At 56.7% G+C, this 20,144-nt stretch carries 20 protein-coding genes; 12 read left to right on the top strand and 8 right to left on the bottom strand.

The features are described 5' to 3' along the window. Positions 1-8 precede the first annotated feature (8 nt). The 7 genes from FHU12_RS12555 to FHU12_RS12525 all read left to right on the top strand — a co-directional run bounded on the left by FHU12_RS12555 (position 9) and on the right by FHU12_RS12525 (position 7,214). Complete coding sequence (locus FHU12_RS12555) at positions 9-221, top strand: hypothetical protein (RefSeq protein ID WP_060419649.1); 213 nt, start codon at positions 9-11, stop codon at positions 219-221. A 798-nt stretch (positions 222-1,019) separates the two neighbouring features. Then, entirely contained in the window at positions 1,020-1,616 is a 597-nt protein-coding gene (locus FHU12_RS12550; protein WP_373275474.1) for a fimbrial protein, read from the top strand. Positions 1,617-1,664: 48 nt separating this feature from the next. Continuing rightward, the gene (locus FHU12_RS12545; RefSeq protein WP_141969690.1) at positions 1,665-2,360 is read left to right on the top strand and encodes a fimbrial biogenesis chaperone; all 696 of its coding nucleotides are present in this window, start codon (positions 1,665-1,667) and stop codon (positions 2,358-2,360) included. A 14-nt stretch (positions 2,361-2,374) separates the two neighbouring features. Beyond that, positions 2,375-4,870: a fimbria/pilus outer membrane usher protein gene (locus FHU12_RS12540; RefSeq protein WP_141969688.1), complete on the top strand. Its 2,496-nt coding sequence runs from the start codon at positions 2,375-2,377 to the stop codon at positions 4,868-4,870. Positions 4,871-4,885: 15 nt separating this feature from the next. Next, positions 4,886-5,950 (top strand): fimbrial protein, encoded by a 1,065-nt coding sequence (locus FHU12_RS12535; RefSeq protein WP_141969686.1) that lies wholly within the window; start codon positions 4,886-4,888, stop codon positions 5,948-5,950. A gap of 135 nt (positions 5,951-6,085) precedes the next feature. Beyond that, the gene (locus tag FHU12_RS12530) at positions 6,086-6,610 is read left to right on the top strand and encodes a hypothetical protein (RefSeq protein WP_141969684.1); all 525 of its coding nucleotides are present in this window, start codon (positions 6,086-6,088) and stop codon (positions 6,608-6,610) included. Between the two features lie 82 nt (positions 6,611-6,692). Further along, entirely contained in the window at positions 6,693-7,214 is a 522-nt protein-coding gene (locus FHU12_RS12525) for a LuxR C-terminal-related transcriptional regulator (RefSeq protein ID WP_185742305.1), read from the top strand. Positions 7,215-7,261: 47 nt separating this feature from the next. On the opposite strand, the gene soxR is transcribed toward FHU12_RS12525, so the two are convergent. Beyond that, entirely contained in the window at positions 7,262-7,735 is a 474-nt protein-coding gene (soxR, locus tag FHU12_RS12520; protein ID WP_141969680.1) for a redox-sensitive transcriptional activator SoxR, read from the bottom strand. A gap of 144 nt (positions 7,736-7,879) precedes the next feature. Here soxR and FHU12_RS12515 point away from each other — a divergent pair, with 144 nt between their 5' ends. Genes FHU12_RS12515 through FHU12_RS12505 form a run of 3 tightly spaced genes read left to right on the top strand, consistent with a single transcriptional unit; the run spans position 7,880 to position 12,481 of the window. Next, positions 7,880-8,308, top strand: coding sequence for a DoxX family protein (locus FHU12_RS12515; RefSeq protein ID WP_141969678.1), 429 nt, complete (start codon positions 7,880-7,882; stop codon positions 8,306-8,308). Continuing rightward, complete coding sequence (locus tag FHU12_RS12510) at positions 8,305-9,390, top strand: efflux RND transporter periplasmic adaptor subunit (protein WP_141969676.1); 1,086 nt, start codon at positions 8,305-8,307, stop codon at positions 9,388-9,390. Before FHU12_RS12515 ends, FHU12_RS12510 begins: the two co-directional genes overlap by 4 nt. 10 nt (positions 9,391-9,400) lie before the next feature. Beyond that, complete coding sequence (locus FHU12_RS12505) at positions 9,401-12,481, top strand: MexW/MexI family multidrug efflux RND transporter permease subunit (protein ID WP_141969674.1); 3,081 nt, start codon at positions 9,401-9,403, stop codon at positions 12,479-12,481. A 49-nt stretch (positions 12,482-12,530) separates the two neighbouring features. On the opposite strand, the gene FHU12_RS12500 is transcribed toward FHU12_RS12505, so the two are convergent. The 4 genes from FHU12_RS12500 to FHU12_RS12485 form a co-directional block, all read right to left on the bottom strand. Then, a complete protein-coding gene (locus FHU12_RS12500; RefSeq protein WP_015377376.1) occupies positions 12,531-13,331 on the bottom strand; it encodes a DNA/RNA non-specific endonuclease in 801 nt (266 codons plus the stop codon). Positions 13,332-13,517: 186 nt separating this feature from the next. Continuing rightward, positions 13,518-13,832, bottom strand: coding sequence for a hypothetical protein (locus FHU12_RS12495; RefSeq protein WP_016928271.1), 315 nt, complete (start codon positions 13,830-13,832; stop codon positions 13,518-13,520). A gap of 236 nt (positions 13,833-14,068) precedes the next feature. Beyond that, entirely contained in the window at positions 14,069-14,668 is a 600-nt protein-coding gene (gene wrbA / locus FHU12_RS12490) for an NAD(P)H:quinone oxidoreductase (protein WP_141969672.1), read from the bottom strand. Positions 14,669-14,746: 78 nt separating this feature from the next. Continuing rightward, the gene (locus FHU12_RS12485) at positions 14,747-15,364 is read right to left on the bottom strand and encodes a LysE family translocator (RefSeq protein ID WP_141969670.1); all 618 of its coding nucleotides are present in this window, start codon (positions 15,362-15,364) and stop codon (positions 14,747-14,749) included. A gap of 68 nt (positions 15,365-15,432) precedes the next feature. Between FHU12_RS12485 and FHU12_RS12480 the strand changes: the two genes are divergently transcribed. Then, on the top strand, positions 15,433-16,356 hold the full coding sequence (locus FHU12_RS12480) for a LysR family transcriptional regulator (protein ID WP_141969668.1): 924 nt from the start codon (positions 15,433-15,435) through the stop codon (positions 16,354-16,356). On the opposite strand, the gene relB is transcribed toward FHU12_RS12480, so the two are convergent. Together relB and FHU12_RS12470 are read right to left on the bottom strand one after the other, a co-directional pair. After that, positions 16,340-16,810, bottom strand: coding sequence for a type II toxin-antitoxin system RelB family anti-toxin (gene relB / locus FHU12_RS12475; RefSeq protein ID WP_141969666.1), 471 nt, complete (start codon positions 16,808-16,810; stop codon positions 16,340-16,342). The genes FHU12_RS12480 and relB overlap by 17 nt on opposite strands. A gap of 117 nt (positions 16,811-16,927) precedes the next feature. Continuing rightward, positions 16,928-17,503 carry a helix-turn-helix domain-containing protein gene (locus FHU12_RS12470; RefSeq protein WP_141969664.1) on the bottom strand — a complete coding sequence of 192 codons (576 nt, stop codon included), beginning with the start codon at positions 17,501-17,503 and terminating at the stop codon, positions 16,928-16,930. Between the two features lie 67 nt (positions 17,504-17,570). On the opposite strand from FHU12_RS12470, the gene FHU12_RS12465 reads away from it, so the two are divergent. Further along, complete coding sequence (locus tag FHU12_RS12465) at positions 17,571-18,494, top strand: DMT family transporter (protein WP_049201628.1); 924 nt, start codon at positions 17,571-17,573, stop codon at positions 18,492-18,494. Positions 18,495-18,545: 51 nt separating this feature from the next. Here the strand turns inward: FHU12_RS12465 and cycA are convergent, their stop codons facing one another. Continuing rightward, complete coding sequence (gene cycA, locus FHU12_RS12460; protein ID WP_107227744.1) at positions 18,546-19,946, bottom strand: D-serine/D-alanine/glycine transporter; 1,401 nt, start codon at positions 19,944-19,946, stop codon at positions 18,546-18,548. Positions 19,947-20,144: the final 198 nt, after the last annotated feature.

Below are 20,144 nucleotides of genomic sequence, written 5' to 3'. Positions count from 1 at the left end.
AGACAGAGATGAACTGGTATCAAGTCGCCTTATGGACCATGATCTTTCTGAAGTCCGGCGCTTTCCTGGTGTTCGTGTGGTGGTGGATGTTCAAGCGTGCGACCAAGCCTTATGTGCGCCCGCAAGACGTCGTAGTAGACGATAAGCCGTACGACGAAAATCTCACCATGGAAGAGGTGATGAAGAATCATGGCATCGTTCGGGCTGAAAAACAGCTCTGATCGTCGAATGTCTGTCTTGCTATAAACCCGAGCCGGTGTGTTCGGGTTTTTTATTCCTGCCATTTCTCTTTCTGCGTTTTTTCTCTCCCCATCGTGATCAGCCCCTGTAGCGCTTTATTGGAGTGATTTATCTCTTGGTATATTAAAAAATATACCTAAAAGGTGACTGCGGAAGATATATTCTAGTCTGACGCGTTTAGCCTCGTCGGCTGATGGATGAAATTAATGGGGGCTGTTTTTGATAGGTATAGATATCCAAACGTAGATGGCATCGCGTTTCTGTTCTACTCCTATATCGGTATTTTAAGGTGGAAATAAGCTAGCCCTATGTGGGAGTTAAGAGGGCTAATTAAGAAATTTAAGATTTTTCTTCCTGTATTTTTTCTTTTTATTTTCAATGGTTTTTTGTTTTTATCCCACGCCATACTTCATGCAGAAATGGGTATGCGCATTTAACCTGCGTAGTAAGCTGCATACCGTGCCCACTCTTTTATGAGGCACTGCCTCTCGTCTATTACCTGATTTGTTTTTTTTATTGTTATGAAAATTATTTGATTCGATGTTGCAATCTTTTTGTCTTTGGAATTAATATGTTCTGCATCTGGCGGTGAATGAGACTTTTCCCATTGCTGGATATATTTTAAAATACACTTGGATATATAAAAACATATACCGTCAAATATAAACTTTGAGATGGCAGGATGCTGTCAATGCTCTGCTATTGCCTAAGCTTCGTTAGCCTCTGAACGGTTTAATGGTATAGGTCATTTTATATATGCTCTTTCAGCGAAGAAAGTAATGGAGTTTATTATGATTAAGCAAGGTATCTCTTTGGCGGTATTGGCTGCCGCGTTAGCTTCTGTGAGCGCAACGGCGGCAGATAATTCTGCCGGTGGCGTTATTTCGTTTAGCGGTGCCGTTACGGATACCACTTGTACCATCAACGGCGGAAAAAGCGCTGACTTTACCGTTGCGCTCAGCCCAATTTCCGTAACTGATGCGGGCAAAGTCGTCGGGCCAATCACCAAAAACAAGAAATCTTTCTCGCTGACGTTTTCCGGTTGTACGCCGGCTGCGGGAACGGCTGGCACACCACTGAAGATCTACTTCTCTTCGGCGAATAATATCTCTACCGACGGAAAGTATCTGTTAAACAGTTCTGTTAATGAAAACGACGCCGCCGTAGCAAAAAACGTCGGTTTCTCTTTGGCTGAGCCGGGCTCGTCCACACCGATTCCGCTGAATGTGCCTTATCTCACCAAGATCAAAGGTGATAAAACGGCACCTGACGCAGAGACCCTGACGTTGGATGCCTACTACTACAAGACCAATGTGACCGAGGCGAAAGTGGGGGAATTGAGCTCCAACGTGACTTACACCATTTCCTACCTGTAATCGCAATTAAGCCAGGCCTGTGCCAGAGGCCTGGCTTCTGAGGTGACTATGAAACAATGCTTAATCTTTGTTGGGCTATTTTTCGGCAGCTTTTTCGCCGATGCCAACATTGTAATTAATGGAACGCGTGTTATTTATCCCGAAAAAAACAAAGATGTTATCGTTCAGTTGGTGAACAGCGGTAACGATCCGGCGCTCGTGCAGGCATGGATTGATGACGGTGATATAAACTCGACACCTGAGACGGCAAACGTACCATTCTTGTTATCTCCACCGGTGGTGAAAGTGGCTGGAAATAATGGCCAGCAATTGCGCATACAGAAAATGGGAGCCGCGTTTCCTGGCGATCGTGAGTCTGTATTTTATTTGAACGTGTTGGATATTCCACCCACGCCGGAGAATTTGCAGGGTGTCAATACGCTGCAGTTGGCCATAAAGTCGCGTATCAAGTTATTTTATCGTCCGGCAGGATTAAGCAGCAACGCTAATGCCATAACGGATTTTATTGAGTTACAGGCGGCAGGGACGGGATTTAAGATTATCAACAAAAGCCCTTATTTTTTTACGTTGGCTAATGTTGACCAGAAAGGTAAAAAAAACCTGTTGGTTGATTCAGTGATGGTCGCGCCATTTTCCAGCCTATTTGCCGCGACGAAATCTGGAGTGAGCCGAAATGTTGCTTATACCCTGCTGTATATCGACGACCTGGGGGCTTATAAATCTAAAGCCATTACTGCCCGCTAACGTGAAGAATAGCAATGAAGCTTAAAATAAAATTGCTTTCGATACTGACCGTATCTGCATTCATCTCGCCGAGTAAAGTATCGGCAATGAAATTTGACACCTCTTTATTGGCAGGAGCATCCAGCGAGTCAGACCTGTCGCGCTTTTACCTCAACAATGATATGCCGGCGGGCACGCAGACTGTCGACGTTTATGTCAATCAAAGCTGGAAAGGCCGATTCTCGCTGCTGTTCGGTGAGCACCAGGGCGATATTCGCATTGCCGGTCGCGATGCCGCTTTATTGGGCATCGATCTGGACTCATTGCTCGCCGTTGCGGACAACGACCTTATTCCCATTGATAAGTTGGTGCAAGGAGGGCGTTTCGATTTTGACGTGGCGACGCTTAGCCTGAAGTTGACGGTACCTCAGTCGCGAGTCATTCGCGCAGAAGCCGGCTATGTTGACGCCAAATTTTGGGATCGTGGCGTACCGGCGCTGTTGTTGGCTTATAACGCTACCTATTACCACGTGCAATCGTTGCAGGGCGATAAAGCGTCTGCCGACGATTTTTATACCGGCCTGGAGTCCGGGTTTAACCTGGCAGGCTGGCAATTCAGAGACAGCAGCAATTTCCGTAGCAGTTCGCGGCAAGGTAATGATTGGCAAAATAATACTCGCTATGTGCAGCGTGGCTTCGCTGCCATCAAATCAAACTTGACCATGGGCGATTTTTACTCGCCAGGCGATTTGTTCGACTCGATCAGGGTGCGGGGCGGCGCCTTAGCGTCAGACATCAATATGCGACCCAATTCGCAGCAGGGGTTTTCTCCGATAGTGCGGGGTGTCGCGCAGAGCAACGCCTTGGTGAAAGTGCTACAAAACGGCAACCTTATCTATCAGGAGAACGTACCGCCGGGCGCTTTTACGTTGGACAACATCCTGCCTACCGGTTCCGCGGGTGATCTGCTGGTGGTGGTTAAGGAAGCGAACGGGCGAGAGCAGTCCTTTACCGTACCGTTTTCCGCCGTACCCAATATGTTGAAGCAGGGCGTCAGCAAGTACGGTCTGGTTGCCGGTAAAGTCAATCAGGCAAATACCGACTACTCTCCCGCTTTCGTGCAGGGTACGCTGCAGTATGGATTCAATAATCTGGTCACCGGCTATGCCGGCACGATCCTCAGTGAGGATTACCGCGCCTGGCTGCTCGGCAGCGGTTGGAACTTGCCGATAGGCGCAGTATCCGTCGATGTAACTCAAGCCTCGACGTCTTTGCAGGATCGCAAAGAGAATGGGCAAAGTTTTCGCATCGCCTACAGCAAATTTCTGGATGCCACCGCGACCAACTTCACGCTGGCCGCTTATCGTTATTCGACGAAAGGCTATTACAGTTTCAACGATGCCATCTATACCCATCAAGGTTACCGAGAACGCGACAAACACTTTCACGACTACGGGAACAGCCAAGATGACGATGAGCTTGCACCGCTGGATTTGAATACCTGGGATGCCGTTCGCGCCGCTCGTCCGCGCAATACCTTCAATCTGAACCTTAATCAACGGCTCGGTGAGGGATGGGGAACGCTGTATTTTTCCGGCACCCAGCGTGATTACTGGTCGAATACGAATAAAAGCCGGGAATATCAACTGGGGTATTCAAACGCCTTTGAACGTATCAGTTATAACGTTTCCGCCAGCAGGGTAAGAAACTCCGATCGAAAAGAGGAGACGCGGTTTTATCTTTCGCTGAGCGTGCCGCTTTCGGTATTCGACAATAATGCCTATCTCAGTACCGGCTTATCGGCTACCGATTCACATTATCAACAAAGCACGCTAAGCCTGAGCGGCAATGCGCTGGAATCGAACCGATTGAGTTATGCGCTTGCCGGCAGTAATCAAAGCGGTGGCAACAGCATGGCGAGTGTGAATGCAGCCTATCGTGCCAACGCGACGACCGTCGGCGGCTCCTACAGTGAATCCTCTGACTATCGACAATTGGGGATGAGCGCCCGCGGTAGCCTGGTGGCGATCCCTTGGCATTTGTTGGCGTCAAACGAAATGGGCAACACCATGATGGTGGTGGACGCGCCCAAGGCCAAAGGGCTGATGGTGAACGGTGACGAGAGCATCGTCACTAACGACGAAGGGCTGGCTTTGGTGCCGTACGCCACGCCGTACCGGCAAAACTCCGTGACGTTGTCGGATTCAGGCAATAGCTCCGGGGCGGAGATCGTCGGCAATATCGCCAACAGCGTGCCTTATGCCGGCGCCGTCAACTATCTGAAGTTCGAAACCGATCAGCGTCGGCCTTATACGCTTCGCGCTTTTAAGCGCGGAGATGTGCCCTTGCCATTTGGTGCGGAGGTGACGGATCAAAGCGGGCACGCCATTGGCTTTGTCGGGCAGGCCAGCGTCCTGTATCTGCGCGTGGAACAGCAACCCATGTCACTGGAAGTCCGGTTGAATGACGGTGTTTGCAAGATTGAACGCCCGCAAATCTCGATGGACAGCGCAGCCAACATTTGTCGATAAAAGGATAATTACACCATGCTCAGGATACTCGTACTGGCGCTGTCCTTAGTGTTCAGTGGTTACAGTTACGCTTCATGCTACGGCAACGGCATCCAATACGCGCCGCCTATCTACGTCGACTTGTCGGATAAGCTCAGCGACAAGACACCGGTTTGGGATGGCAGTTTTTATACGCAATATAGCGGTTCATTCAGCTGTTCAACCTCGAGCAGTGAATTCGGTTATACCCGCATCCTGTCAACCGACAGCTCGAAAGCGACCATTCTGGGGTTCAGTAATGGAAAGTATTGGGTGCGGGCAGAGATAATCAACGATGTCGCCAACAAGAAACTCAGTGGTTGGGGAACGCACAACGCCTCGGAATTGAATGAGCCGATGAATATTCGCTTCAGTTTGGTCAGCAAGACAGGCACATCGATACCCGGCGATACTGTCAGCCTTAAAGACGTGATGTTCGTGACCGATCTGAGCGGAATGTCGTTGTTGGAGATTATTTTGTGGCCGGCCAAGCAGTTGCTGAAGATTTTGACCTGGCTGCTCAATGGTTTCAACTGGCCTTACGATCAGCGCGACATGTATGGGCAGCCGATGACTATCAAATATGCGCCTAAAATGACGACCTGTTCTTTTGACAACGCCGGCTTGGCGGTGAAACTGCCGACGCTGGGAGTGTCCCAGATAACTCAGGGCGCGAAAAATGGGCTGACGCCTTTTACGCTCAATTTCAGTTGTCAGAATCGACAAAACGACGGGACGACCGATCGTGATATCAATATGTTTTTATCCAGCAACAACCTGCTGTCATCGGATAATTCGGTTTTGATTGACAAGAGTGCCGGGGCGGCGAGAGGTGTAGGTATTCGCCTGGTGAATGCTAACACACCGGATACGCCCGTTATGTTAGCGCTTTCCAACACGGTACAAGGCTCGGCGACATCATTATTTCATGCTGGCGTCGGTAATGCGTTAGATGCACAATTTTCCATCGGCATGGCGGCCTATTATTATCCTTACGACAAGGTTACCGTGAGCAGCGGGACGATTAACACATCCGCCACGCTTAATATTATATATAAATAAATCTTCTGTTATTTTTAATAATAAAAAACAGGTTGATACGAATAAGAAAAATCTTAACATGGTAATTGATGGCAAATATTATCACTTGAATAATATTGGTTTTTAATCAGGATCTCTATGTTGAGGATGAACTGTATGACGGAACAAATCCAGATCGGTGTTAAGGTGGAAAAGTCGCTAAAAGATGAGGTTGACGTAATTCTTCGCGGTTTGGATATTAAACCGACGACGGCGATAAATGGACTTTATCAATATATTTCGCAGCACGGTGAACTGCCTTTTGTCATATCAACCAGTGTGAAAACCCCGAAGGACATCGCCGGAGGGTTGTTCAAAAGCCTATTTACCTTACAGAACACACTTCGCGTTTTTTTTGATAAAGTCCAATTAAAACAGGGTGTAAGCAGGGGTGAGGTGCTGATTATTCTCGATATACTGCGCGATTTCGTCGTTGGATTCCGCCAGAATGAGCAATATCTAGGGATCTCGCCATTTGGCCAGCGTGTCGTCTGGAAGGATGCGGTATGTGCGGTAGAGGGTATTCATGAGATTTTAGATAATAATGTAAAATACAGTGAAGAAGGTGTTATGTATCTGGATGATTTTTATCTTTCATCGTTGTCCGGGTTGTTGCGCTCATTATGTACTTCTCTGAAGTAAGTTAACCAACATCGATTAACTCACATCGTTTTCATGGGCTGTCTAAAAAATGGCCCATGACGAATGGCAATGGAATGACTTTATGCAAGTGGCTATCTTTTCTGACGATTACTATTTATTTTATGGGATGTCGCAGCTCTTGATGCCTTTTGAGGGTATTGAGGTCATTAATCTCTATTCACCTGCCGGCGGCAGAGTGCATGCCGTTTATTGTCATGCGGATATGGTTATTGTTTCTTTTTCTTCTATATGCCGGATCATGAATTTTTTGTCGCATATTATAGACATGCCTGCCCATGCTATCGTGCTGACCGGTGTGGAAACGCCGCGCCTGTCGAATTTTAATTGCCTAAAAAAAAGCATCGGGTTGGTAGCGTTCACGGAGGCAATCACGTCGTTTGTTGCAAGCGGCAAAGGGCAGCGCCTGTCGTCGAGAGAGATTGCGGTGTTGGCCATGCTGTTGACGGGAAAACCCAATACTCGTATCGCCAAAGCATTAGGCATTTCCGAGAAAACCGTCAGCCAACATAAAATGAATGCCATGCGTAAGCTGGAGATTGAACGTTTTCATCAGTTCATTTTGGCAGCGGATGAACGAGTGTAATCGCTATCTCACGGGCGGGGGGATTGGGTCGCAAGGAGTGCGTCTACTCACCCGTGCTCGTCCGGGCGTTCGAAAATATGCGCGCCGGCGCCCTGTTGGCCCAAAATATCGTTTGGGTTGCGCAGCGGGCAGTCGGTGAGCGACAGGCAGCCGCAGCCGATGCAGCTGTCGAGATGGTCGCGCAGCGCCGTCAGCCGTTGAATACGCTCATCCAGCGTTTTGCGCCAGGCAGAGGACAAAATCCCCCATTGTTCGGCGGTTAGCTTGCTGCCGGTGGGAAAACGCCCCAGCGTGGCGCGGATCTCCTCCAGCGGAATGCCCGCGCCTTGCGCGATCTTGATCACCGCGATGTAGCGCAACACTACCGGCGTATAGCGGCGCTGGTTACCGGCGTTGCGCGTCGCCTGAATCAGCCCCTTGCTTTCGTAAAAGTGCAACGCGGACACCGTCACGCCGCTGCGCTTCGCCACCTCTCCCACGGTCAATAGCCGATTGATGCCAATCGGTTCATTTCTTGCCATTCCGTACCTCTCTGCTTGACCTCAAGTTAACCTGAGGTTTTATAGTTCAGCCAGCTGGGCTTGGCAACCGGCATCTCTCGAGACCTGCCCCCGCCGCGCCGGGGAGAAGGATGGCTTTGGCTGTAAAATCAGGAAGAAACTGCTATGCAACGCTATATCAATACCGCTTTGGACAGTGGCTGGCTTTGGCTGCTCGCGCGTCTGTGTCTGATGGTGATTTTCATTTCGTCGGGGCTGGCCAAGCTGCTTGACGTAGAAGGGGGCATGACAGAGATGCGCGCCGCCGGTTTGCGCCCGGACTGGTTGTTCACCCTGGCGTCGGCGGCGGTGCTGTTGATCGGCGCGGCATTAATCCTGCTGAATCGCTGGGTTTGGCTGGGCGCCGGCATGCTGTCAGTGTTTTTGATCCTGACCATTGCGATCGTACATACGTTCTGGACGATGTCCGCTCCCAGGATGCAAATTTCCCTCTACTTCGCGCTGGAACACATCTCGGTGATCGGTGGCCTGTGGGTGACGGCTATCGCCAGCCGATTGCGCCAACGTCTGGCAGATGTCTGCGAGGAGTCATGATGAAACGATACCTCATTATTGCCGCGCTGTTGGCGGCGCTCGCCGTTGCCGCCGTTGCGATGCGTTCCACCGCGCGACAAAGCGAAGGCACGCCGGCCTATCCGCCGGTCAAAGTGGCGCTGGCGCCCGCCCTGCGTGAGCAGGCGGCACGCAGCTATGCCGGCGTGGGCGAGCTGGAGGCGGCCAGCCAGGTGGAAGTGGCGGCAGAGACCAGCGGCCGTATCACGCGCATTCTGTTCGAATCCGGCCAAACGGTGCGGCAGGGGCAACTGCTGGTGCAGCTCAACGATGCGGTCGAGCAGGCTGAGCTGGTGCGCCTGCAGGCGCAATTGCGCAATGCCGATATCCTGTTGGCGCGCATGCGCAAGCTGATGAACCTCAACGCCACCGCGCGGCAACAGCTGGACGACGCGCTGGCCGAGCGGGATATGGCGTTCGGTGCGGTGCAGGAAACGCAGGCCAAAATTGCGCAAAAGGCGGTCCGCGCACCGTTCTCCGGCACCATCGGCATTCGCCGCGTGCATGAAGGGCAATACCTCAACGCCGCCGAGGCGGTGGCGAACCTGGTGGATGCCGATACGCTGCGCGTCAATTTCTCGCTGGACGAACAAAGCAGCGCCGGGCTGGCATTGGGGCAGGCGGTGTCGGTGCAGGTTGGGGCGTATCCCGATCGCGCTTTCCCCGCCACCATTACCGCTATCGACCCGATGATCGGCAAATCCCGCACCGTGCAGGTGCAGGCGACGTTGACCAACCGTGAGGGGTTGCTGAAGGCGGGCATGTACGCCGGCATTCGCGTCACGCAACGGCAACGCGTGGCGGTGCTGACGGTGCCGGAAACGGCGCTGACCTATACGGCGTACGGCGATACCGTGTTTCTGGCGCAGCAGGGTGAAAAGGGCATGACGGTCAAACGCATTTCGGTCACCGTGGGTGAGCGCAACGACGGGCGCGTCGAGATCGTCAACGGCCTGCAGGCCGGCGATCGGGTGGTGACTTCGGGCCAGCTCAAGCTGAGTGACGGCATGGCGGCCGAGCCGGTAGCGCAGGATACCCTGAGCGCCGCCCCGGCCGGTTCCTGAGGAGAGACCGATGACATTTACCGATCTGTTCGTGCGCCGGCCGGTGCTGGCGTTGGTGGTCAGCACCCTGATCCTGCTGTTCGGCGCGCTGGCGCTCAGCAAACTGCCGATCCGCCAATACCCGTTGCTGGAAAACTCCACCATTACCATCAGCACCGACTATCCCGGCGCGTCGTCCGAGCTGATGCAGGGCTTTGTCACGCAGCCGATCGCCCAGGCGGTGTCGTCCGTCGAGGGCGTTGACTACCTTTCTTCCTCGTCGGTGCAGGGGCGCAGCGTGGTGACGGTGCGCATGGCGCTGAACCGCGATTCCACCCAGGCGCTGACCGAAGTGATGGCCAAGGTCAACCAGGTGCGCTACAAGCTGCCGGAGCAGGCTTACGATCCGGTGATTGAGCGCTCCGCCGGTGAAGCTACTGCCGTGGCCTATGTCGGTTTCTCCAGTAAAACGCTGTCCACGCCGGCGCTGAGCGAATACCTGACGCGGGTGGTGGAGCCGATGTTCACCACCATCGACGGCGTCGCCAAGGTGGAAGTGTTCGGCGGGCAAAAAATGGCGATGCGCCTGTGGCTGGACAGCGATCGGCTGGCCGGCCGCGGCCTGACCGCCGCCGACGTGGCCGACGCGGTGCGGCGCAACAACTACCAGGCGGCGCCGGGCAAGGTGAAAGGGCAGTATGTGGTTGCCAACGTGCGGGTGAATACCGATCTCACCAGCGTGGAGGAGTTCCGCAATCTGGTGGTGCGCAACGACGGCAACGGCCTGGTGCGCCTGAAAGACGTCGGCACCGTGGAGCTGGGCGCCGCAGCCACGGAAACCAGCGCGCTGATGGATGGCGAACCGGCGGTGTTTCTCGGCGTCTTCCCCACGCCGACCGGCAACCCGCTGGTGATCGTCGACGGCATTCGTCACCTGATGCCGGCAATTGACAAGATGCAGCCGCCGGGCGTGAAGATGGCGCTGGCGTTCGAAACCGCACGCTTTATCCAGGCCTCGATCGATGAAGTGGTGCATACCCTGCTCGAAGCGCTGGCGATCGTGGTGGCGGTGATCTACCTGTGTCTGGGATCGCTGCGCACCGTGCTGATCCCGGTGGTGACCATTCCGCTGTCGATCCTTGGCGCCGCCGGGCTGATGCTGGCCTTCGGCTTCAGCGTCAATTTGCTGACGCTGCTGGCGATGGTTTTGGCGATCGGTCTGGTGGTGGACGACGCCATCGTGGTGGTGGAGAACGTGCATCGCCATATCGAAGAGGGGAAAACGCCGCTGGCGGCGGCGATGATCGGCGCGCGCGAAGTGGCGGGGCCGGTGATCGCCATGACCCTGACGCTGGCGGCGGTCTACGCGCCGATCGGCCTGATGGGCGGGCTGACCGGCGCGCTGTTTCGCGAGTTCGCGCTGACGCTGGCCGGCGCGGTGGTGGTGTCCGGCGTGGTGGCGCTGACGTTGTCGCCGGTGATGAGCTCGCTCCTGCTGCCGGCCAAACAGAGCGAAGGGCGCGTGGCGCACGCCGCCGAGTGGTTCTTCGGCGGCCTGACGCGGCGCTATGCTCGCGCGCTGGATTTCTCGCTGCACCACCGTTGGTTGACTGGGACACTGGCGCTGCTGGTGATGATCAGCCTGCCGCTGTTGTACCTGATGCCGCAGCGCGAGCTGGCGCCGACCGAGGATCAGGCCATCGTACTGACCGCCATCAAGGCGCCGCAGCACGCCAACCTGAACTATGTCGAACGCTTCGCCTACAAGCTGGATGAGGTCTACAACCGCATGCCGGAAACCGAAAGCCGCTGGATCATCAACGGCAGCGACGGCACGGCGTCCGGCATTGGCGGCATCAACCTGACGCTGTGGCAGGCGCGCCAGCGCTCTGCGTCGGCGGTGCAGGCCGATCTGCAGCGGGCGGTGAACGACGTCGAAGGTACCAGCATTTTCGCCTTCCAACTGCCCGCGTTGCCAGGCTCCACCGGAGGGCTGCCGGTGCAGATGGTGCTGCGTACGCCGCAGGACTACCCGCAGCTGTACCGCACCCTGGAAGAGATGAAGCAGAACGCCAGAAACAGCGGCCTGTTTATGGTGGTGGACAGCGATCTGGACTACAACAACCCGCTGGCGGAGGTGCATATCGATCGTGCCAAGGCCAACAGTCTGGGGATCCGCATGAGCGACATCGGCGAATCGCTGGCGGTGCTGGTGGGGGAGAACTACCTCAATCGCTTCGGCATGGACGGGCGCGCCTATGACGTGATCCCACAGAGCCTGCGCGAACAGCGGCTGACGCCGCAGACGCTGGCGCGGCAGTACGTCCGCACGCAGGACAATACGCTGGTACCGCTCTCCACCGTGGTATCGGTGGCCGTTAAGGTCGAGCCGAACAAGCTGACCCAGTTTAACCAGCAGAACGCCGCCACCCTGCAGGCCATTCCCGCCCCCGGCGTTTCGATGGGCGAAGCGGTAGCCTTCCTCGAACGGCAGGCCAATGCGCTGCCGGCCGACTTTAGCCACGACTGGCAGGGGGATTCGCGCCAATATACCCAGGAAGGCAGCGCGCTGGCATTCGCGTTCCTGGCGGCGTTGGTGATCATCTACCTGGTACTGGCGGCGCAGTATGAGAGCCTGAAGGATCCGCTGATCATCCTCATCACCGTGCCGTTGTCGATCTGCGGCGCCTTATTGCCGCTGGCGCTGGGTTACGCCACGATGAATATCTATACCCAGGTTGGGCTGGTGACCCTGATCGGGCTGATTAGCAAGCACGGTATTTTGATGGTGGAGTTCGCCAACGAACTGCAGATGCATCAGGGGCTGACGCGGCGCGCCGCGATTTTGCAGGCGGCGCAAATTCGTCTGCGGCCGGTGCTGATGACCACCGGGGCGATGGTGTTCGGCTTGATCCCGCTGCTGTTCGCCAGCGGCGCCGGTGCCGCCAGCCGCTTCGGGCTGGGGCTGGTGATCGTGTCCGGCATGTTGGTGGGCACGCTGTTTACCCTGTTCGTGCTGCCGACGGTGTACACGCTGTTGGCGCGCGATCATGCGGTGGCGTCGCCCCGGCAGCGTGAGTTGGCCGCCGCGCAAAAGGCGCTGACGGAATAAACCGCCGGCGCCCGTATGAAAAATAAACCCGCCTCGGCGGGTTTTTTCGTCAGTTTTTGCAGCCCATCAACTCCGGCAGGACGCCGGGCTTGCTCTTCAGCGAAGCCTGCACGTCGTCCGGCAGACCGGCCCAGATGATCAGGCCGGTACGCTTCTCGATCTCGTCCACCGTCACGCGGAACTGGCAGAAATCGGCGCCCTTCGGCGTGTTCTGATCGAACAGGAAGGCGGCATAGTGGTTCACCGCCGGGCTGTTGTTGATGAAAATCACCTTCCAGTAGGCGCTGGGGATGGTGTGCGCTTTCTGGGTGCCCGGCAGTTTGCCCATATCGCGTTCATACAGCGGCCCGGTCACGGTATAGACCGAGGAGATATCGGCGCGATCGATCAGCTTGCGTTCCTGATCTTCCAGCCGCGCCCAGGCGCCCTGGTTAAGATCGGACTTTTGCGGCGTGATGTTGGACAGGTAGTTCAGCGATTCCCAGTCGGAAACGCCCGCCAGCGAAGCCAGCGGCGCCTGATGACCGCGATCGACCTTCAGCGCCGCATTGGCGCCGGTGTAATCGGCGGGCGCTAACGTGTCCGCCGGGTTGAGCGCCGGATCGGTTTTCCAGTTGCGCGTCTTGCCACTGGCCGGCGTGTCTTTGGTGATGTGATAGGCCACCCAGTTGGCGAACTTGGTGGTGCTGTTGTTGTTCAACGTATAAGCATGACGCACGATAGACACGTTGCTGCTGCCGCCGGTCGGGCAGCCGACCGCGCAGTTGTCGATGGATTCGAGCGTGTCGGCCGACGCCTGAGCGGCGAACAGCAGGGCGGCCAGGGCCAACATCTTGTTGTTAAAGCGCATATTCATATCCTCAATAAGTTAAAAAATACTGTATATATTTACAGTGAATTAAACTTATCGCAGTGAAACGAATACAACAATGCAACATATTCATATTGTGAATGTGTCAGTCATGGTACAGCCAAGCCGTACGTGAAATACGGCAGAAATGAAAACGGCGTCCAACAGACGCCGTTTCAAAGGGGGTTATTCCAGCAGGTCGTTGACCGTGCGGCGCACATAGTGCGTCATTTGCGCCAGATCGTCCGGCGACACCGGGCCGCCGCCGGCGCGCACCACCTGTTGTTCGATCTGGGCGATCTCTTGCTCGACCTTGTTGGCGATCTGCACTTTGACTATCTTGTCCACCGAAGACAGCAGCACCTTCAATACCACTTTCAGCGCGATGTTCTCGCAGAACGAGTCGTAGTGATGAACCGGCGGCGGCGGGGCCGGAGCCGGCTCGGGCGCGCGCGGAGCCAGAGCCTTGAAGCTGTCTACATTTTCAATAATAAGATCCATGTCTCTTATTAGTTCATCAAAATCTTTAGACACTGACTTATTCCCTTCGCTGTGCGCAAAAAACAGAACGCCCGTCCTCGGGCTGAAAGCGGATGAGCGACGGGCAGAACGAATTCGGGCCTGGCCTTCAGACGCTGAATGGCCGGGGGAGGGGCATTCTAACCTTGCGGCGGGTTGGCAACAAGATGGGGCCGTGCGAATGCGCGGCCCTTTGAATCACAGGTACAGGAGGGTGCTTAACTTTTCAGCTTGGCGGTGATTTTTGCCACGTGTTCGCCCTGGTAGCGGGCAATGGTCAGCTCTTCGTTACTCGGCTGCCGCGAGCCGTCGGCGCCGGCGATGGTGGTGGCGCCATACGGGGTGCCGCCGCGCACCTGCGAAACGTCAAACAGTTCCTGCGTGGCATAGCCGATCGGCACGATGATGAAACCGTGGTGCGCCAGCGTAGTCCAGGTCGAGCTGATGGTATGTTCCTGTCCGCCGCCGGTGCCGGTGGAGGAGAAGACGCTGCCAACCTTGCCGTACAACGCGCCGGAAGCCCACAGGCCGCCGGTCTGATCGAGGAAGGTGCGCATCTGCCCGGCCATATTGCCGAAGCGGGTCGGTGTGCCGAAGATAATGCCGTCATAGTCCGCCAGTTCCTGCGGGCTGGCGACCGGCGCCTGCTGATGTTGTTTGCCTCCGGCTTTGGCAAAGGCCTCCGGCGTCATGGTTTCCGGCACGCGTTTAATCGTCACATCCACGCCGTTAACCCGATTCGCGCCTTCGGCCACCGCCTGCGCCAGGTGTTCGATATGGCCGTACATTGAGTAATAAAGCACCAACACTTTCGTCATGTTCCGTACTCCCGCTCAGATGATTCACAAAAACCCTTGATAAGCATAGAAGCGAATGACGAACTTGGCGTCGCGGCGTTACTTGATGCCGGCGATCGCCAGCAAGGCGCCAAAGGCGATCAGCAACCCGCCAAAGGTGCGGTCTATGCCGCGGCGCAAGCGCAAAAAGCGCGCATTGACGCCAGGCGCGGAAAACAGCAGCGCAACGGCAGCGAACCAGAACACATGGACGGCGGCAATAAAGAGGCCATAGCCGATTTGTACACCGAGCGGGGTGTGTGGAGAGACGACCTGCATGAATAGGCTGACGATGAAAATGGTGGTTTTCGGGTTTAACGCGTTGGTGAAAAAGCCGGTTTTCAGTGCGCCGAAATCGCTGATGGCGGCCGGCGCGGTGCTGGGCGCGGCGTCCTGGTGCACCGCGTTGCGCAGCAACGTAAAGCCGAGATAGATCAGATAAGCGGCGCCGATGCCTTTGAGCAGGTTAAACAACCAGGGCGACTGTTGAATCAACACGCCGACGCCAATCAGCGTATAGCTGACATGGACCAGTACGCCGGCGCCGATGCCGCAGGCGGTCAAGATGCCGGCGCGGCGTGAGAGCAGCAGGCTATTGCGCGAGACCATGGCGAAGTCTGGCCCCGGGCTTATCACGGCGAGTAAAGTAATGGTGACGACAGCGATGAGTTCAGTCATAGTAATCCTTGCGATGTTTATCAATAGAGTGACTGATTTATAAGAGTAATTTTTCTCGGTGACAAACGATGAATAGTGACAATATCGGTGAGAAAAACTCACGCAAAACCGGCAGGCCGTTGCCACTGGGCGGGCTGCGCTGCTTCGAGGCCGCTGCGCGGCTGGAAAGTTTTACGCAGGCGGCACAGGGGCTGAATTTGACGCATGGCGCCGTCAGCCGGGCGGTGCGGACGTTGGAGGAGGAACTGGGCGTGGCGTTGTTTGAGCGCCGTCATCGGCGAGTTCTGCTCACGGCGGCGGGGCGCAAGCTGTTTCAGGCGACGCAGCAGGCCTTCGGCATTCTGGATCATACCGCGCTGGAACTGCGTCAGCAGGCGCTCGACGCGCCGCTGGTCTTGTCTTGTGAACCGACCTTATTGATGCGTTGGCTGATCCCGCGCCTGCCGGCTTTTCAACAGGCGCACCCGGATATCAACTTACAGCTGGTGGCCGGCGGCGGGCCGTTTTCGTTCCATGACGGCATAACGGCGGCGATCAGGCGCAATGACTTCGATTGGGGAAAGCAGGTGCATAGCCTGGCGCTGTTCAGTGAAAAGGTTGGGCCGGTGTGCCAACCTGCGGCAATGGCAAGGATGACGATCGCTGAGGGCAGCCTGCGGAGTTTGCGGCCCGGCGCGAAGCTGCTGCATGCCGCCACCCGGCCGGATGCCTGGTGGCATTGGGCGCAGCAACAGGGGATGGCCTTGGTGGGGCATACAGAGCAGCGCTTTGATCATTTCTATTTCAGCCTGCAGGCGGCGGTCGCCGGTCTTGGCATCGCGATGGGCCCGTGGCTGCAAGTGCGAGACGATCTGGCCGCCGGCTTGTTGAGCGCACCCTTTGGCTTTACGCCTGACGGCAGCGGTTATTACCTGCTGTCGCCGCAGGCGATCGTGCCGGGCAGCGCGCTGGCCCGGCTGGCCGAGTGGTTGAGGCTCACGGCAGACGCCTGAGTTTTTGCGCCAGCCGCTGTTCCTGCCAGCGGCTGAAGACATTGCGCAGCAGCAGGGTACGCACCGCCCGCATGACCAGCGCGAGACTCATGCCGCCGATCGCCCACAGCGACCAGAGATATTGCGGGTGGGTAAACCAGTTGATGACGAACAACATCACGCCAATCACGGCGAAACGCACCGCCATGCTCAGCAGTTTGCCTTCTGCCGCGACCTGGCGACGAAGGCGCTGTTCGTCAGGCGTCTCTTCCTCCATTGCCTGTTGCGGCTGCGCATTGAGATCGCTGACCTGCACGCCCAGCGCGGCAGCGATCGCGGTCAAGGTTTCCAGGCTGGCCTGTTCACCGTTTTCAATCCGCTGGACGGTGCGGGTGCTGAGGCCGGCGATCGTCGCCAGCTGCTCCTGCGACCAGCCTTTTTCCAGACGTAATGGCCTGATGCGGTACTTTTGCATGGTGCACTCCTGAGTTCGCTGTCACTGTCATTCAGTGTAGGGCGAGCGAGGTAGCGGCGCCACGACAGCGGCACGACAGCGACACGACATCCGCCGCCGGTGCGGGCCGGCGGGCGGTCAGAAGGCGACGTTGCGGATAAAACGCAGGGGCAGGTCGCCGTGGTTGGCGTAAGCGTAGCGTTGATCGCTGTTGAAGGTTTGCGCGGCGCCGGCGCTGAGCGTCAGCGTATCTTGTTCCAGCTCCAGCGTCAGGGTACCGGCAATCACGTAGATCATTTCGCTCCAGCCTTCGGCGTCCGGCGCAGAGTCATAGCGCTCGCCCGGCATCAGCGTCCATTCCCACAGCTCAGCCCGCTGCCGCGCCGGCACGCTGGCGGCGAACAGCGCCTGGCTGCCCGGCTGCGCGCCTTGCCAGGCCAATTCCCCGACCATATGGCTGCCGCGCGCCTCCGGCGCCTGGATCAGATCGGTGAAGGAAATCGCCAGGGCGGCGGCGATCTTGTCGAGCACCGCCAGGCTGACGTTGCGATCGCCGGCCTCGATGCCCGCCAGCATGCGGCGGCTGACGCCGGAAAGCTCGGCCAGCGCCATCTGGCTCAGGCCCGCCTGTTGGCGGTAGCCGCGCAGATTGCTGCTCAGGTACTGCAGCACCTTGGGGGGATCGGTTTTTGCGTTATGCGCCGTATTGCTCATCGCCGGACTTTATCTCATACTGGCAGGATCTGTGCATTATATTGCACTCAGCAGGAAGGGCAAGCCGGTGTCAGCAGCAAAAAAATCCTTTATTTCCGCCGTGGTTCCGCAAATCAGGCTGCCGGAAGCGGTGTTGATTTTCATCACCATGATCTGGGGCGGCACCTTTTTGGCGGTGCATCACGCGATGCAGGTCAGCGGGCCGTTCTTTTTCGTCGGCCTGCGTTTCGCCACCGCCACGCTGGCGCTGACCCTGTTTTCGCTGCGCGTCCTGCGCGGCCTGACCCTGTATGAACTGAAGGCGGGCGGGCTGATTGGGCTGGCGATTATGTTTGGTTACAGCATGCAAACCGTCGGCCTGCAGACGATTACCAGCAGCCAATCGGCGTTTATCACCGCCATGTACGTGCCGATCGTGCCACTGTTGCAGTGGCTGGTGCTGGGGCGGTTCCCCGGCATCATGTCGTGGATCGGCATTCTGTTGGCCTTTACCGGCCTGATGCTGCTGGCGGCGCCGAGCAGCACCGACATGACGCTGAGCCTCGGCGAAATTCTGACGCTGGCCGGTACCCTGGGGATGGCGGCAGAGATCATTCTGATCGGCGCCTTCGCCGGTAAGGTGAATATCCGCCGGGTGACCATCGTGCAGCTGGCGACCGCCTCGCTGACCTCATTTTTAATGATGGCGCCGACCGGCGAGTCACCGCCGCCGTACTCGGATTATCTGCTGTACAGCGCCATTGGGCTAGGGCTGGCCAGCGCCTTGATTCAGCTGACCATGAACTGGGCGCAGCGCAGCGTTTCGCCGACGCGGGCCACGGTGATTTACGCCGGCGAACCGGTCTGGGCCGGCATCGTCGGGCGGTTGGCCGGCGAGCGTTTGCCGGGCGTGGCGTTATTGGGGGGCGCGTTGATCGTGATTGGGGTGGTGGTCAGCGAGCTGCGCGTGCGGCGCAAGGATAAAGCGGCGGTGGCGACGGAAGCGGATTAGCGCAGGGGCTTAGAAAGAAGAAAGGGGCGGAGATATCCGCCCCTTTTTGCATCATGCTGTTTTCTTCTTGCGCAGGAACACGTAAGACAGGCCGAGCACGATGAACCACAGCGGGGTGACGATCAGCGCCTGGCGGGTATCTTCGCGCAGCGACAGCAGCACCAGCACGAACACGAAGAACGCCATGCACACCCAGCACATCAGTTTGCCGGCCGGCATCTTGTAGATTGATTTCTGGTGCAGCGCCGGACGCTGTTTACGGTAGACCAGGTACGAGCACAGGATGATGGTCCAGACGAACATGAACAGAATCGCCGACACGGTGGTCACCAGGGTGAAGACGGTCATCACATTCGGGATCAGGTAAATCAGCACCACGCCACCTAGCAGGCAGATGCAGGAGAAGGTGAGGCCGTTGGCCGGCACCGCGCGCTTGGACAGATTGGCGAACGATTTTGGCGCGTCGCCTTCCTGCGCCAGCCCGAACAGCATACGGCTGGTGGAGAACACGCCGCTGTTGGCGGAAGAGGCGGCGGAGGTCAGCACCACGAAGTTGATCACGCTGGCCGCGGCCGGCAGGCCGATCAGCACGAACAGTTCCACGAACGGGCTCTTGTCCGCCACCACGGAGTTCCACGGCGTCACCGACATAATGACGATCAGGGCGAACACGTAGAACATGATGATGCGGATCGGAATCGAGTTGATGGCGCGCGGCAGCGACTTCTCCGGATCCTTGGTTTCTGCGGCGGTGGTGCCCACCAGCTCAATGCCGACGAAGGCGAATACCGCGATCTGGAAGCCGGCGAAGAAACCGCTGATGCCTTTCGGGAACATGCCGCCGTCATTCCACAGATGGGTGAATGAGGCCACGGTGCCGGTCGGCGACTGGAACTGCATGGCGATCATCACCAGCCCGGCGACGATCAGCCCGACGATGGCGACGATTTTGATCATCGCAAACCAAAACTCCATTTCGCCGAACATCTTCACCGTCGCCAGATTAAGGCCGAGCAGCAACAGCACGCACAGCAGTGAAGCGATCCATTGCGACAGCCCGGGGAACCAGAACTGGGCATAGGCGGTGATCGCCACGACGTCGGCGATGCCGGTGACCACCCAGCAGAACCAGTAGGTCCAACCGGTGAAGAAACCGGCCCACGGGCCGAGCAGATCCGCGGCGAAATCGCTGAACGATTTGTATTCCAGGTTGGACAGCAGCAGCTCGCCCATGGCGCGCATCACGAAGAACAGCATAAAGCCGATGATCATGTACACGAAGATGATCGACGGGCCGGCCAGGCTGATGGTTTTACCGGAGCCCATAAACAGACCGGTGCCGATGGCGCCGCCGATGGCGATCAGTTGAATATGTCGGTTAGTGAGGTTTCGCCGTAGATGATCTTCTGAGGCGGGCGTCGCGTCAGTCGCTATTTTAGAGTGATCTACCATCTGATGATGTCCTGTTTTACCTGTCATTAGTGAAGTCGTGAGCTCTGAAGTGGCTCTTTTTTATACATTTATCCGGTTGGTCCGGCTTTAGTAAGGTAGTGCAATAACGCCACCTTTGTGCAACATGTTTACAACATTTATACGTGGGATAAAAGTCGATCAATCTTTACACGGAGGAGGCAAATCGGACGTTCAGGG

The organism is Serratia marcescens (assembly GCF_006715005.1).
Classification (GTDB): domain Bacteria; phylum Pseudomonadota; class Gammaproteobacteria; order Enterobacterales; family Enterobacteriaceae; genus Serratia; species Serratia montpellierensis.
The sequence above is the reverse complement of the archived record's forward strand: the minus strand, read 5'-3'. Positions and strand labels throughout refer to the sequence as shown.

Coding starts and splice junctions, on each gene's coding strand:
- FHU12_RS12515 (WP_141969678.1), top strand. CDS start 7,880: ATGCAACGCTATATCAATACCGCTTTGGACAGTGGCTGGCTTTGGCTG.
- FHU12_RS12540 (WP_141969688.1), top strand. CDS start 2,375: ATGAAGCTTAAAATAAAATTGCTTTCGATACTGACCGTATCTGCATTC.
- FHU12_RS12545 (WP_141969690.1), top strand. CDS start 1,665: ATGAAACAATGCTTAATCTTTGTTGGGCTATTTTTCGGCAGCTTTTTC.
- FHU12_RS12470 (WP_141969664.1), bottom strand. CDS start 17,503: ATGAGCAATACGGCGCATAACGCAAAAACCGATCCCCCCAAGGTGCTG.
- FHU12_RS12525 (WP_185742305.1), top strand. CDS start 6,693: ATGCAAGTGGCTATCTTTTCTGACGATTACTATTTATTTTATGGGATG.
- wrbA (WP_141969672.1), bottom strand. CDS start 14,668: ATGACGAAAGTGTTGGTGCTTTATTACTCAATGTACGGCCATATCGAA.
- cycA (WP_107227744.1), bottom strand. CDS start 19,946: ATGGTAGATCACTCTAAAATAGCGACTGACGCGACGCCCGCCTCAGAA.
- soxR (WP_141969680.1), bottom strand. CDS start 7,735: ATGGCAAGAAATGAACCGATTGGCATCAATCGGCTATTGACCGTGGGA.
- FHU12_RS12550 (WP_373275474.1), top strand. CDS start 1,020: ATGGAGTTTATTATGATTAAGCAAGGTATCTCTTTGGCGGTATTGGCT.
- FHU12_RS12535 (WP_141969686.1), top strand. CDS start 4,886: ATGCTCAGGATACTCGTACTGGCGCTGTCCTTAGTGTTCAGTGGTTAC.
- relB (WP_141969666.1), bottom strand. CDS start 16,810: ATGCAAAAGTACCGCATCAGGCCATTACGTCTGGAAAAAGGCTGGTCG.
- FHU12_RS12485 (WP_141969670.1), bottom strand. CDS start 15,364: ATGACTGAACTCATCGCTGTCGTCACCATTACTTTACTCGCCGTGATA.
- FHU12_RS12555 (WP_060419649.1), top strand. CDS start 9: ATGAACTGGTATCAAGTCGCCTTATGGACCATGATCTTTCTGAAGTCC.
- FHU12_RS12510 (WP_141969676.1), top strand. CDS start 8,305: ATGATGAAACGATACCTCATTATTGCCGCGCTGTTGGCGGCGCTCGCC.
- FHU12_RS12480 (WP_141969668.1), top strand. CDS start 15,433: ATGAATAGTGACAATATCGGTGAGAAAAACTCACGCAAAACCGGCAGG.
- FHU12_RS12530 (WP_141969684.1), top strand. CDS start 6,086: ATGACGGAACAAATCCAGATCGGTGTTAAGGTGGAAAAGTCGCTAAAA.
- FHU12_RS12495 (WP_016928271.1), bottom strand. CDS start 13,832: ATGGATCTTATTATTGAAAATGTAGACAGCTTCAAGGCTCTGGCTCCG.
- FHU12_RS12500 (WP_015377376.1), bottom strand. CDS start 13,331: ATGCGCTTTAACAACAAGATGTTGGCCCTGGCCGCCCTGCTGTTCGCC.
- FHU12_RS12505 (WP_141969674.1), top strand. CDS start 9,401: ATGACATTTACCGATCTGTTCGTGCGCCGGCCGGTGCTGGCGTTGGTG.